The organism is Burkholderia sp. R-40 (assembly GCF_049942845.1).
GTDB classification, from domain to species: Bacteria; Pseudomonadota; Gammaproteobacteria; order Burkholderiales; family Burkholderiaceae; genus Burkholderia; species Burkholderia ambifaria.
Genome location: NZ_CP187967.1, coordinates 2,438,383 through 2,450,921, shown reverse-complemented (window position 1 = coordinate 2,450,921; position 12,539 = coordinate 2,438,383). Strand labels below are relative to the sequence as shown.

The following is a 12,539-nucleotide window of genomic DNA, read 5'->3' as shown; positions in this document are numbered from 1 at the left end:
CTTGCCGGGCCTGCCTTTTGCGTGTAATGAGAATCAGCCTTGCGTAACCGGCCGCGCGCGAGAATGAGAATGGGAAGTAAAAAGGCCGGACGCTTGTCCGGCCTTTCGTTCGATCGCGCTTAAGCGGTTGCGACCGGGATCTTGCCGATCTTCGCCTGCCATTCCTTCGGACCGGTCTGGTGCACCGACGTGCCCGACGAATCGACGGCCACCGTCACCGGCATGTCCTGCACGTCGAACTCGTAGATCGCTTCCATGCCGAGGTCTTCGAATGCGAGCACCTTCGCGCCGCGGATCGCCTTCGACACGAGGTACGCCGCACCGCCGACCGCCATCAGGTAGGCCGCCTTGTGCTTCTTGATCGCGTCGATCGCGACCGGGCCGCGTTCGGCCTTGCCGACCATCGAGATCAGACCCGTCTGAGCGAGCATCGTCTCGGTGAACTTGTCCATCCGCGTGGCCGTCGTCGGGCCTGCCGGGCCGACCACTTCGTCACGCACCGGATCGACCGGGCCCACGTAGTAGATCACGCGGTTCGTGAAGTCGACCGGCAGCTTCTCGCCCTTCGCGAGCATGTCGGCGATGCGCTTGTGCGCGGCGTCGCGGCCCGTGAGCATCTTGCCCGACAGCAGCAGCGTCTGGCCCGGCGCCCAGCTCGCGACTTCTTCCGGCGTCAGCGTGTTCAGGTCGACGCGCTTGCTGGTTTCCGTGTTCGGTTCCCACTGGACCTTCGGCCACGCGTCGAGCGACGGCGCTTCGAGCTTGGCCGGGCCGGAGCCGTCGAGCACGAAGTGCGCGTGGCGCGTGGCCGCGCAGTTCGGGATCAGCGCGACCGGCTTCGACGCCGCGTGCGTCGGAGCAGCCATGATCTTCACGTCGAGCACGGTCGCGAGGCCGCCGAGGCCCTGTGCGCCGATGCCGAGCGCGTTGACTTTCTCGTGCAGCTCGACGCGCAGTTCCTCGACCCAGTCCTTCGGACCGCGCGCGATGATTTCCTGAATGTCGATCGGCTCCATCAGCGATTCCTTCGCCATCAGCATCGCCTTTTCAGCGGTGCCGCCGATGCCGATCCCGAGCATGCCCGGCGGGCACCAGCCGGCGCCCATCGTCGGGACCGTCTTCAGCACCCAGTCGACGATCGAATCCGACGGGTTCAGCATCACGAACTTCGACTTGTTCTCCGAGCCGCCGCCCTTCGCCGCGACCTGCACGTCGACCTTGTCGCCCGGCACGATCTCGTAGTGGATCACGGCCGGCGTATTGTCCTTCGTGTTCTTGCGGGCGCCTTCCGGCGGGTTGACGATCGATGCGCGCAGCACGTTGTCCGGGTGCGTGTAACCGCGGCGCACGCCTTCGTTGATCATGTCGGTGAGGCCCATCGTCGCGCCGTCCCAGCGCACGTCCATGCCGACCTTCACGAAGATCGTGACGATGCCGGTGTCCTGGCAGATCGGGCGGCGGCCTTCCGCGCACATGCGGCTGTTCGTGAGGATCTGCGCGATCGCGTCCTTCGCGGCCGGGCTCTCTTCCAGCTCGTACGCGCGGCCGAGGGCCTGGATGTAGTCGAGCGGGTGGTAGTAGCTGATGTACTGCAGCGAATCCGCGATGCTCTGGATCAGGTCTTCCTGTTTGATGACGGTCATGGCTGAGACTCTGTGGGGACAGTGGGGAATGCGTTTATGCGTTGACGGCTGCTTCGGCCGGCTTGCGGGACTCGTTCGCTGCCGGCGCGTGCGTCTCGTGGAAATGGGCCGGGTGCGTATGGGTCGTCAGGCGGTCGACCCACGCCATCACGAGCGCCGATACGAGGAACGACACGTGGATGATCACCTGCCACATGATCGCGTGCGTCGTGTGCTGGTCCGGGTTGATGAAGGTCTTCAGCAGGTGAATCGACGAAATGCTGATCAGCGCCATCGACAGCTTGACCTTCAGCACGCCCGCGTTCACGTGGTCGAGCCACTCGGGCTCGTCGGGATGGCCTTCGATGCCGAGGCGCGACACGAACGTTTCGTAGCCGCCAACGATCACCATGATCAGCAGGTTCGAGATCATCACGACGTCGATCAGGCCGAGCACCGCGAGCATCACGCTGATCTCGTCGAGGCTGGTCGCGTGCGACAGCAGGTGCCAGACTTCTTTCAGGAACAGGAATACATAGACGGCCTGCGCGACGATCAGGCCCAGATAAAGCGGCACCTGGAGCCAGCGGCTCATGAAGATCAGCGCGGGAAGGGGGCGTAGCGAGCGACGGGTGTGGCCGGGCGAATGCGAGGCAGACATGATGGAGGTACGGGGGCGCTGTGCGCAGGTATCGGGGGTAATCTTGAAAAGGCGCGCTATTGTAACGCGTCGGCCGGCGCGACTGCAGCGACGCGCCGGGAGAGCCGGGGACGGATCAGGCAGCCGCGGCCGGCGCGCGTTTGACGCGCAGGCTCGCGAGCACGATGCCGGTGACGACGCACGCGAGCGCGATGCCGTGCGCGAGCGTCGGGCGTTCGCCGAGGAACGCGATGCCGTACGCGGCGGCCGCGACCGGCAGCACCGCGCTGAACACGCCGGCGAGGCTGCCCGGCACGTGCCGGATGCCCTTCATCCATAGCCAGAACGAGAAGATGCTGGCCGACAGCCCGTACCAGACGACGAGCGCCCACGTACCGGCCGGCACGCTCGCGTAATCGAACTGCCACAGCGCCGTCGCGCCGAGCGGCAGCATCAGGCACAGGCCGAACAGGTGGGTGTACGCGCAGATGTCGATCGGCGCGAGCGTCTGCGTGAGCCGGCGCGACAGGATCACGTAGATCGATTCGCAGCAGACGGCGCCGAGGATCAGCAGGTTGCCGGTCAGCGAGCCGGACGAGGCGCCGCCAGCGCCGTGCGCGGACGCGCCGCCGTTCGCGAGATTGATCGTCACGACGCCGGCGATCGCGAGCGCGATCGACACGAGCGCACGGCCGTTCGGTTTTTCACGCAGGATCAGCCACGCGAACAGCGCGACGATGGCGGGGATCGTGCTGGTGATCACGCCGGCCGCGACCGCGCTCGTGCGCTGCACGCCGTTGAGCATCAGCAACGTGAACATGAAGGTGCCGAAGAACGCCTGCAGGAACAGGTTCAGCCATTCCGCGCGCCGGACCGCCCGCATCTTCACCGGGCTGAACAGCGGCCACAGGACGGCGATCGCGATCACGAAGCGCAGCGTGGCGAGGATGGCGACCGGGACGAAGACGACGATGGATTTACCGATACCGACGTTGCTGCCGACAAACAGCATCGACAGGATGAGGAAGAGGGCGTAGCGATTCAAGCTGGAGTCCGGGGGGCGAGTTCAGTTACGATTGTAGGGTCGCAGTTGTAACAGCGTAAAGCCGACGGTCAAGCGCCGACCGAGCGTGGCGGCGTGCGAAACGGCGAGGCCGCGTAAGTGACGGGTAAGTTCGAGCGCTTATCGTGGAAATCGCCGGGCCGTACGTTCACCGTCGCGTGACGTGGTGCGGCGCAGCATCGTGCGTGCCTTCGGGGCGCGCGCAGGTGGTGGTGGGAGACAGCGGCGCACGCGTGCGCCGGCCAAGACGCGCGGTGCGCACGATCGCGCCGCCATGCAGAGGATTCATGTTCACCAAGGGGTAGTCGATGTCTGCGATTGAATCGGTTCTTCACGAAACCCGTCAGTTTGCGCCGCCCGCGGCGCTCGCGAAGGCGGCAACCATTTCCGGCATGCCGGCCTACGAGGCACTCGCCGCCGAAGCCGAGCGCGATTACGAGGGCTTCTGGGCGCGTCTCGCCCGTGAAGGCCTCAGCTGGCACAAGCCGTTCACGAAGGTGCTCGACGAGAGCGACGCACCGTTCTACAAATGGTTCGACGACGGCGAACTCAACGCGTCGTACAACTGCCTCGACCGTCACGTCGAAGCCGGCAACGGCGAGCGCGTCGCGGTGATCTTCGAGGCCGACGACGGCACCGTCACGCGCGTCACCTACGCCGATCTCCTCGCACGCGTGTCGCGCTTCGCGAATGCGCTGAAGAAACGCGGAATCGCGAAGGGCGACCGCGTCGTCATCTACATGCCGATGTCGATCGAAGGCATCGTCGCGATGCAGGCCTGCGCACGCATCGGCGCGACGCACTCGGTCGTGTTCGGCGGCTTCTCCGCGAAATCGCTGAACGAGCGGCTCGTCGACGTCGGCGCGGTCGCGCTGATCACCGCCGACGAGCAGGCCCGCGGCGGCAAGACCCTGCCGCTCAAGAGCATCGCCGATGAAGCGATCGCGATGGGCGGCTGCGAAGCGGTGAAGAGCGTGATCGTCTATCGACGCACCGGCGGCAAGGTCGACTGGCACGCCGGGCGCGACCTGTGGATGCACGAACTCGCCCACGCCGAGTCCGACACGTGTGCGCCGGAATGGGTCGGCGCCGAGCATCCGCTGTTCATCCTGTATACGTCCGGCTCGACCGGCAAGCCGAAAGGCGTGCAGCACAGCACCGGCGGCTACCTGCTGTGGGCCGCGCAGACGATGAAGTGGACCTTCGACTGGAAGCCCACCGACGTCTTCTGGTGCACGGCCGACATCGGCTGGGTCACGGGCCACACGTACATCACGTACGGGCCGCTTGCGTGCGGCGGCACGCAGGTCGTGTTCGAGGGCGTGCCGACCTATCCGGACGCCGGGCGCTTCTGGAAGATGATCGGCGATCACAAGGTCACCGTGTTCTACACCGCGCCGACCGCGATCCGCTCGCTGATCAAGGCCGCCGAAGCCGACGACAAGGTCCACCCGAAGAGCTACGACCTGTCGAGCCTGCGCATCATCGGCACGGTCGGCGAGCCGATCAATCCGGAAGCGTGGATGTGGTACCACAAGCACGTCGGCCAGGAGCGCTGCCCGATCGTCGATACGTGGTGGCAGACCGAAACCGGCGGCCACATGATCACGCCGCTGCCGGGCGCGACGCCGACGGTGCCGGGTTCGTGCACGCTGCCGCTGCCGGGCATCATGGCCGCGGTGGTCGACGAGACCGGCCAGGACGTGCCGAACGGGCAAGGCGGGATCCTGGTCGTCAAGCGGCCGTGGCCGGCGATGATCCGCACGATCTGGGGCGACCCGGAGCGGTTCAAGAAGAGCTATTACCCGGAGGAACTCGGCGGCCGGCTGTATCTCGCCGGCGACGGCACGGTGCGCGACAAGGACACCGGTTATTTCACGATCATGGGCCGCATCGACGACGTGCTGAACGTGTCGGGCCACCGGCTCGGCACGATGGAGATCGAGTCGGCGCTGGTCTCGCATGAGCTGGTGGCGGAAGCGGCGGTGGTCGGCCGTCCGGACGACACGACGGGCGAGGCGGTGGTCGCGTTCGTGGTGCTGAAGCGTTCGCGTCCGGAGGGCGAGGAAGCGGCGGCGCTCGCGAAGACTTTGCGCGACTGGGTCGGCAAGCAGATCGGGCCGATCGCGAAGCCGAAGGACATCCGCTTCGGCGACAACCTGCCGAAGACGCGCTCGGGGAAGATCATGCGACGCCTGCTGCGCTCGCTCGCGAAGGGCGAGGCGATCACGCAGGACACGTCCACGCTCGAGAACCCGGCGATCCTCGATCAGCTCGCCGAAGTGCGCTGATCGAACCCGTTGCGCACGTCGTGCGCACGAGCCCCCGCGCGGCAATCCCGATTGTCCGCGCAGGGGCTTTTTGCTAAATAACGGCATGACCGTTCCGTCCCGTCCGGCGCGTGCCGCGCCGCCGCCCGTTCCCGAGCCGCTCGCGCGCGCTCATGCCCGCTATTGGCGCTTCAACGTCGCGCTGATCCTGGTGCTGATGGCGATTGGTTTCTCGGTGTCGTTCGTCGTGCCGTTCTTCGCGCCCGCGCTCGCGGGCATCCGCTTCGCCGGTTTCAGCCTGCCGTTCTATGTCGGCGCGCAGGGCGCGATTCTCGTGTATCTCGTGTTGATCGTCGTCTATATCGGCCTGATGCAGCGCGCGGACCGCGCGCTGCGGCGTGCGCACGACGAGCATGCCGCGCACGCGGGCAATCCGCACCATGCCCGCTGATCCATGCTGACGCATCGACTGATTCGCGCGTACGCGCTCTACACGCTCGGCTTTCTGGGCTTCGTGCTGCTGCTGTGGCGGATCGAGCGCGCGGCCGGCTCCGGCGTCTGGATCGGCTATGTATTCCTGTTCGTGCCGATCGCCGTGTATGCGGTGATCGGGCTGCTGTCGCGGACGTCCGATCTCGTCGAATACTACGTGGCCGGGCGGCGCGTGCCGTCCGCGTTCAACGGGATGGCGACCGCGGCCGACTGGCTGTCGGCGGCGTCGTTCATCGGTCTCGCCGGCTCGCTTTACGCAACTGGCTACGATGCGCTCGCCTACGTGATGGGGTGGACGGGCGGGTTCTGCCTCGTCGCGTTCCTGCTTGCGCCGTACGTGCGCAAGCTCGCGCGCTACACGATTCCCGATTTTCTCGGCACGCGCTTTTCGAGTACGGCCGTGCGCGCGCTGGCGGCCGGTGCGGCGATCCTGTGCTCGTTCGTTTATCTGGTCGCGCAGATCCAGGGGATCGGGCTGATCGCGACGCGCTTCATCGGCGTCGACTTCGCGATCGGCATCTTCTGCGGGCTCGCGGGCATTCTCGTGTGCTCGTTTCTCGGCGGCATGCGCGCGGTCACGTGGACGCAGGTCGCGCAGTACATCATCCTGATCAGCGCGATCCTGATCCCCGTGTCGCTGATCGCGATGAAGAACGGGCTCGGGCCGGTGCCCCAGTTCAATTACGGCAAGCTGATGGAGCGTGTGGCGGCGCGCGAGGCGCAGGTGCGCGACGCGGCCGAGGAGCAGCAGGTGCGCGATGCGTATCGCGGGCAGGCCGCGCTCGTCCAGGCGCAGCTCGATCGCTTGCCCGGATCGTATGCGGACGCACGCCGGCAACTCGTCGACCAGCTTGCGGACCTGCGGCGCCACAACGGGCCGCTGCGCGAGATCAACCAGCGCGAGCGCGAACTGGCCGACTTCCCGCGCGACCCGACGGGCGCGCGCGTGATCTGGACCCAGGCGCGCGACGACCTGCTGGCGCGCGCCGAGCCGCCCGTGCCGATGCACGAGCCGTTTCCTGCCGCGAGCGACGACGAGCGCAAGCCGCGCGAGCGGAATTTCCTGGCGCTGCTGCTGTGCCTGTCGCTCGGCACCGCGAGCCTGCCGCACATCCTCACGCGCTACAACACGACGACCTCGGTGGCCTCCGCGCGGCGCTCGGTCGGCTGGACGCTGTTCTTCATCGCGCTGTTCTACCTGAGCGTGCCGGTGCTGGCGGTGATGATCAAGTACGAGATTCTCACCAGCCTTGTCGGGCGGCCGATCGCCGAGCTGCCTGCGTGGGTGACGCAGTGGCATCACTTCGAACCGGACCTGATCAGCGTCGTCGAGGTGATTCGCGACGGCGTCGTCCACTGGTCGGAAATCCAGATGCAGCCCGACATGGTCGTGCTGGCCGCGCCGGAGATCGCGGGGCTGCCGTATGTCGTGTCGGGGTTGATCGCGGCCGGTGCGCTGGCCGCTGCGCTGTCGACCGCGGACGGATTGCTGCTGACGATCGCGAATGCGTTGTCGCACGACGTCTATTACTGCATGGTCGCGCCCGACGCATCGAGCCAGCGGCGCGTGACGGTCTCGAAGGTGCTGCTGCTCGGCGTTGCGCTGTTCGCGTCGTATGTCGCGTCGCTCAATACGGGGAAGATTCTGTTTCTCGTCGGTGCGGCGTTTTCGCTCGCGGCGTCCAGTTTCTTTCCGGTGCTCGTGCTGGGGGTGTTCTGGAAACGGACGACGACGCGCGGCGCGATCGCCGGGATGGTGACGGGGCTTGCGGTGTGCGTGTACTACATCGTGTCGACGTATCCCTATTTCACGCAGTTGACGGGATTTGCGGGGCGGACGTGGTTCGGGATCGAGCCGATCAGTTCAGGCGTGTTCGGGGTGCCGGCGGGGTTTGTGGTGGCGATCGTGGTCAGTCTGGTCGATCGGGAGCCGGATGAATATACAAGGGCGTTGGTGGATTATATTCGGCATCCGTGAGGGGGCGAGTGTGCCGGCGGATCAACGGAAAAGCCGCTTGATTTCGGGAGAATCAAGCGGCTTCACGTTTTCGTCTGTGACCCAAGACAATCTCAACGCGGCGAGCGTGCGTCCAGATGGCCTAATCAGGCAAGTGAGCGGATCAAATACCATCCGGGACTGCGAAGAAGTGAAGTTGCCGACCCTGAGGCTGAGCAATCCAGACTCCGCCAAGTTGATTCCCTTGCCTTGTTGCCGAAAATCTCCCGGTTATCCTTTTTTGTGAAGATTCCGTGTATTCATTCAGGCTAATTTTTCCTTCAGTATTATTGCCAATCAAATTGAGGTCGCCGCCTTTGTTCTGATATCGATATGTCCCGAGAATCGATGTTCCACTCTCGGTAATCGACATCTCAATTGGGTAGCTCCCTAAGCCGCCCCGAAATTCCATTGTAGAGCCAGGCAGCTTGGGAGCGCATGATTTGTAACAAACCAAACTTTCTGGTGTGGCTCCCTGCTTGTTGGGGTAAATATAGGTGCGATTTCCAATTGCTCTGCCGTCGAGGTTGTGAATGGTAAGTTCTGCAAGTCGAAATCCCTCTTGAATCTTGCTCTTGGAGTCGGCTGACCTTGCTGGTTTGAAGTTGTTCTGCCATTGTGATGTGGCGCTCCATGAGAACTTCGATAATTCTCTCGGCTCGCTTAAGGAAATTTCGTCGCCGGACCAGACTGCGTATCCGCGCTTGGACGATTCCTGTGCCTCGATCGAGAAATATATGACTCGATCAAATGATGCGCCGTTTTTTGATTTTATAATTGGCGCAATTACAAACGACTTGTCGGTGGAATCGCTCTCCTTTGCCAGATAATATTCCCCGCTGCGCAACATGATATATGTGCCTTGCATGACTTCTTTTCCTGCGAGGCTAATTTTTTTGCCGTCACTTGTGTGTATTAGATTCCATTGATCATCGATGCGAAACTCGCATGACGTTTCGCTTGAACATTCTTTGGCTGCCACAATTGATGTTGGAATCAACAGCGAAATTAGAGCGATGCGGGCTATCTTCATCATGATTTTGATTCCTTCAGGATTTCCTCGAATTTCTTGGCGTATCCGGCAATCGTTGCGCAAGCGTCGAACACAAAGTCATACGCCCAGACATGCTGAGCCGCCGTCGCTGGCTGGGCCGCGGACGACGGCCCGACACACGTCTGCGCGGACGCTTGCGAGGCAGCAGCAGCCCCGCAAGACGCCAAAGCCGCCATGTGTGATTCGCGCTCATCGGTTGGCCTTGGCGCTCCAGAAAGATCTGAATTCGTCGGTACCCGGAGCGAGGTTATTGCGCCGATAGAATGCCCGTCGCCACCACCACCGGCACATCGCGCACAGCGAGCTTCGATTCGTAATGCAACGCCGATCGCGCAACCGCGCAACCATCATTAGCGCGCACGCACGTCTCTCCAAGATGCCCCGCGGTTTCGCGTAAGCGACTTGCTGGTGTCAAGCGGGCGCGCTCTCACTTTTTTGCGTTGATCTCTTTCATCACGTGCAGCTCAAGATCGCGTTCCGCGAGCATCTTCTTCAGTCGTGCGTTCTCGTGCTCGGGTTACTTGAGCCGCTTGACGATGGCCGTCTCCAGGCCACCGAAATGCCGGCGCCAGTTGTAGGTCGTGTGCTCGCTGATTCCGTACTTCTTCGCGACCTCGGTGACTGGCACCTTATCGGCATCGCCCCGGATCATCACCATCTGTTCGTCGGTAACCCGGCTCTTCTTCATGACTTCCGTCTCTCCGGTGGAAGCCATTCTCTCAAGGTTCAGTTGGTCCGAATATTCGAGGGCAGGTCATGGGCCGAGGTTGTTACACACCTGCAAGCCCAACCGAAGATAGGCGATAGGCGGTGCCACGGTGTCGCTTGTTCGATCTGAAGATCAAAGGAGACTTGAGATCAGGTGACAGCCGCACGTGGCGCGATGGTCGTGCCGTGCGATCGGGATGCCATCGTCCGTCATCGACGGATCGCCTTCCTCGATGAGGTTAGGTGAGACATCGGGATGCTGGGGGCACGACACGCGATCGCCTTTGCGAGCGACGTAGCGGCCGTCGAAGCGCATTGTCGTAGAACCTGTTTCGACTTTGCCTCCGTGGTCGGTGCCATCTCCGACGCGAATTAAATTCATCATGTCAGTCCACTATTTTATGAGAAGTGTTTTTAAATAATCGACTCGTTGTTTGGTTATCGTGACTAGGCAATCTTTCGTAATTAGACCGGAGCCGGCGCCTTGGGATTGCGATGCCTCGGCTGCGATATATCCGTTACACTGCTTGTCCCGATAGTTGAGCCAAGCCTTCTGGGATTGCTCAAACTCGTTTTTATACTGTGTGGAAGAATACAATTTTTGATAAATCGTATTGAGTTCTTTTTTTTGATTTATCCAGGGTTTGGTTGGTGCACGACAAGTCGTCATATACGTTTCCGCTATTGACGCATGCATCGGCAAAAGAGGTGAGGGGTAAGAGAAAAATTACAAGCGGGATGATTTTTTTCATGGCTCTATTAAAAATTACTGATTGTATGATTCCGGCAGTACTATGGTGAAAGGGTCCGGTCTAAAAGGCATTAGACCTTGGGTTGTTCCATGCACGTGAACCGCGCGTCCCTTTCCGTACCTATATCCAGTGATGCTTGCTTGACGAACAACATCTTCAACCCATGCTCTCGTTGCGTCCGTTGCCTCGTCTAAGACATAGGGATTTGCATAGCTGAGATTGTTGCCAACGAGGGAGGGGCCGCCGTTTGCCCTATCTTGCAAATGAGCGATAACCATGGTCCTTACCCTTGCAGGGACTCTACTCTCGGGAACGTTTTGTACGCATCCGTAAGCGCCTACCCTTGGGGCGTTAATGTCTGAAAACTGCCATCTATCATTAATTATGCCCCTAAAGGTGCTCCAGTTTTTGATGCCCGACATCACTCGGTTTACCACATACGCATATCCGATCTTCGAATCGCTCGCTGGCTCCGCTATTGATACGGATTTGGTCATAAAGGTGGGCTGGAGCCGATCTGGACGACGAAAACCGAGACGGCGTCTCGCGAGCGCCATCGCCGTCGCATGCAGCGCACATCCACCGTCCCAGCAGCCCTGAAAAGAAAATGCCGGGGCGTTAGAGTTCGCAAGTGTGAGACGTCTGCCTGGCTGAAGAGCCGGATGGAGTTTTTGCACGGTGAACTCCATCGCATCAGTATTCGCAAGGCAACAAGAGGGTTGTTGCTCGGCGATCGGCTTCAGTGATGATCCACAACCTCTCTCGACGGTCGCCCAACTCATATGCAGACAGCAGGCGAGTTCGATTCGTCACGGCGAGATCGTTCGAGCGAGCATCGGCCGCGCAGACCACACCCCAATCGCCTCTGCCGTGCCGTCGAAGTAGCCCATTGGCGTTGGTGCCGGTTCGGTCGAGAAGATCGAGCGCACCGGGTGTAGCGACAATCAAGCCAAGAGGGAACAGGGGACCACAACGAAGCTCGTCCCCAAAACGGGTTCATTCATTTTTTGAGAAAAACAAGCTGTTTCAGGTATTTTGCAGCGCGAATTATAGGCTGATGCCTCGCCGCCTTGTTCGATCTCAGGATCAAACGAGACTTGAGATCAGGTGACAGCCGCACGTGGCGCGATGGCCGTGCCGCGCGATCGGGATGGCATCATCCGTCATCGACGGATCGCCTTCCTCGATGAGGTTAGGCGACACGTCAGGATGCTGCGGGCACGACACGCGATCGCCCTTGCGGGCAACATAGCGGCCGTCGAAACGCATCGTATTTGAGCCGGTTTCAACCTTGCCGCCGTGATCGGTGTCGTCACCGATGCGGATGAGATTCATCATTTGGTGGTCTCGCTAACAGCCGGTTGCCGCGGGGCAGTGCCAAGGCTGTTGGATCGCAGTCGATTACTTCTTACCCAGCCGCGAACTGGGCTGGTCTTCTTCGAATTTTGGTAAGCCACAAACGTGAATCCATGATAGCTAGTGTACGCATCGACGGATTCTCCAGTCAAAATAAAAACTCCTGGCGTTTTACACGCGTAATCTGGTGCTGAATAGAACTGAAGGCGACCGCTTCCAATGACTGCCATCCCGCTTTCCGATTGAGGTATGTCAATAGCAAGCTTCGAGGCATGCTTATTGAGTTCGTCGCAGTTCGAAGCTGCCTTCGATGGCTTGTGAATACAATCCGAAATGAATTTTCGGTATTTGGCCTCATTCACCTTCAGTACGTCTGGATGTTCAGGGTCTCGTGTCACATCCAACGCTTTCATCGAATTCGTATCCAAATTCACCCAGCCGATGGACACTTGCTTGTCAAGATTGTCGGGGCTATCCGCAGCGACATACAGTCTGACGCTATAGATCCCATCAGACACATCCTCAATATCAGCTTGGATGTCCTTCTTGTTCATTGCGACGTGCTCAAGAGGAGGTACAACCAACT

At 61.4% G+C, this 12,539-nt stretch carries 12 protein-coding genes and 1 pseudogene; 3 read left to right on the top strand and 10 right to left on the bottom strand.

From position 1 onward, the window contains the following. Window positions 1-119: 119 nt before the first annotated feature. The 3 genes from ACP26O_RS11305 to ACP26O_RS11295 form a co-directional block, all read right to left on the bottom strand. Window positions 120-1,643 carry a fumarate hydratase gene (locus ACP26O_RS11305; protein WP_011657442.1) on the bottom strand — a complete coding sequence of 508 codons (1,524 nt, stop codon included), beginning with the start codon at window positions 1,641-1,643 and terminating at the stop codon, window positions 120-122. 34 nt (window positions 1,644-1,677) lie between these two features. Beyond that, window positions 1,678-2,283, bottom strand: a complete 606-nt coding sequence (locus ACP26O_RS11300; protein ID WP_011657441.1) for a TIGR00645 family protein — start codon at window positions 2,281-2,283, stop codon at window positions 1,678-1,680. A 115-nt stretch (window positions 2,284-2,398) separates the two neighbouring features. After that, the gene (locus ACP26O_RS11295) at window positions 2,399-3,307 is read right to left on the bottom strand and encodes a DMT family transporter (RefSeq protein ID WP_175666706.1); all 909 of its coding nucleotides are present in this window, start codon (window positions 3,305-3,307) and stop codon (window positions 2,399-2,401) included. A 326-nt stretch (window positions 3,308-3,633) separates the two neighbouring features. On the opposite strand from ACP26O_RS11295, the gene acs reads away from it, so the two are divergent. The 3 genes from acs (at window position 3,634) to ACP26O_RS11280 (ending at window position 8,065) form a co-directional block, all read left to right on the top strand. Beyond that, window positions 3,634-5,616: an acetate--CoA ligase gene (gene acs / locus ACP26O_RS11290; protein ID WP_426356239.1), complete on the top strand. Its 1,983-nt coding sequence runs from the start codon at window positions 3,634-3,636 to the stop codon at window positions 5,614-5,616. An 85-nt stretch (window positions 5,617-5,701) separates the two neighbouring features. Next, window positions 5,702-6,046, top strand: coding sequence for a DUF4212 domain-containing protein (locus tag ACP26O_RS11285; RefSeq protein ID WP_175666680.1), 345 nt, complete (start codon window positions 5,702-5,704; stop codon window positions 6,044-6,046). A gap of 3 nt (window positions 6,047-6,049) precedes the next feature. After that, window positions 6,050-8,065, top strand: a complete 2,016-nt coding sequence (locus ACP26O_RS11280; RefSeq protein ID WP_175666681.1) for a sodium:solute symporter family protein — start codon at window positions 6,050-6,052, stop codon at window positions 8,063-8,065. A gap of 142 nt (window positions 8,066-8,207) precedes the next feature. Here ACP26O_RS11280 and ACP26O_RS11275 read toward each other — a convergent pair whose 3' ends face one another. The 7 genes and pseudogenes from ACP26O_RS11275 to ACP26O_RS11245 form a co-directional block, all read right to left on the bottom strand. Continuing rightward, window positions 8,208-9,119, bottom strand: a complete 912-nt coding sequence (locus ACP26O_RS11275; protein ID WP_175666682.1) for a hypothetical protein — start codon at window positions 9,117-9,119, stop codon at window positions 8,208-8,210. Window positions 9,120-9,172: 53 nt separating this feature from the next. After that, window positions 9,173-9,825 (bottom strand): annotated as a pseudogene (locus ACP26O_RS11270) (transposase); the annotation flags it as partial. Between the two features lie 153 nt (window positions 9,826-9,978). Then, the gene (locus ACP26O_RS11265) at window positions 9,979-10,230 is read right to left on the bottom strand and encodes a PAAR domain-containing protein (RefSeq protein WP_105833509.1); all 252 of its coding nucleotides are present in this window, start codon (window positions 10,228-10,230) and stop codon (window positions 9,979-9,981) included. Between the two features lie 9 nt (window positions 10,231-10,239). Next, window positions 10,240-10,515, bottom strand: coding sequence for a lysozyme inhibitor LprI family protein (locus ACP26O_RS11260; protein ID WP_244099095.1), 276 nt, complete (start codon window positions 10,513-10,515; stop codon window positions 10,240-10,242). Between the two features lie 775 nt (window positions 10,516-11,290). Beyond that, window positions 11,291-11,560, bottom strand: coding sequence for a hypothetical protein (locus tag ACP26O_RS11255; protein WP_105833507.1), 270 nt, complete (start codon window positions 11,558-11,560; stop codon window positions 11,291-11,293). Between the two features lie 123 nt (window positions 11,561-11,683). Then, on the bottom strand, window positions 11,684-11,935 hold the full coding sequence (locus ACP26O_RS11250) for a PAAR domain-containing protein (protein WP_105833506.1): 252 nt from the start codon (window positions 11,933-11,935) through the stop codon (window positions 11,684-11,686). Beyond that, entirely contained in the window at window positions 11,932-12,507 is a 576-nt protein-coding gene (locus ACP26O_RS11245) for a hypothetical protein (RefSeq protein WP_244099096.1), read from the bottom strand. The genes ACP26O_RS11250 and ACP26O_RS11245 overlap by 4 nt, the downstream gene beginning before the upstream one ends. Window positions 12,508-12,539: the final 32 nt, after the last annotated feature.

Bases quoted from the DNA above. Each gene is read 5' to 3' on its own strand.
- ACP26O_RS11305 (WP_011657442.1), bottom strand. From the start codon at position 1,643: ATGACCGTCATCAAACAGGAAGACCTGATCCAGAGCATCGCGGATTCG.
- ACP26O_RS11300 (WP_011657441.1), bottom strand. From the start codon at position 2,283: ATGTCTGCCTCGCATTCGCCCGGCCACACCCGTCGCTCGCTACGCCCC.
- acs (WP_426356239.1), top strand. From the start codon at position 3,634: ATGTCTGCGATTGAATCGGTTCTTCACGAAACCCGTCAGTTTGCGCCG.
- ACP26O_RS11285 (WP_175666680.1), top strand. From the start codon at position 5,702: ATGACCGTTCCGTCCCGTCCGGCGCGTGCCGCGCCGCCGCCCGTTCCC.
- ACP26O_RS11280 (WP_175666681.1), top strand. From the start codon at position 6,050: ATGCTGACGCATCGACTGATTCGCGCGTACGCGCTCTACACGCTCGGC.
- ACP26O_RS11275 (WP_175666682.1), bottom strand. From the start codon at position 9,119: ATGATGAAGATAGCCCGCATCGCTCTAATTTCGCTGTTGATTCCAACA.
- ACP26O_RS11265 (WP_105833509.1), bottom strand. From the start codon at position 10,230: ATGATGAATTTAATTCGCGTCGGAGATGGCACCGACCACGGAGGCAAA.
- ACP26O_RS11260 (WP_244099095.1), bottom strand. From the start codon at position 10,515: ATGACGACTTGTCGTGCACCAACCAAACCCTGGATAAATCAAAAAAAA.
- ACP26O_RS11250 (WP_105833506.1), bottom strand. From the start codon at position 11,935: ATGATGAATCTCATCCGCATCGGTGACGACACCGATCACGGCGGCAAG.
- ACP26O_RS11245 (WP_244099096.1), bottom strand. From the start codon at position 12,507: ATGAACAAGAAGGACATCCAAGCTGATATTGAGGATGTGTCTGATGGG.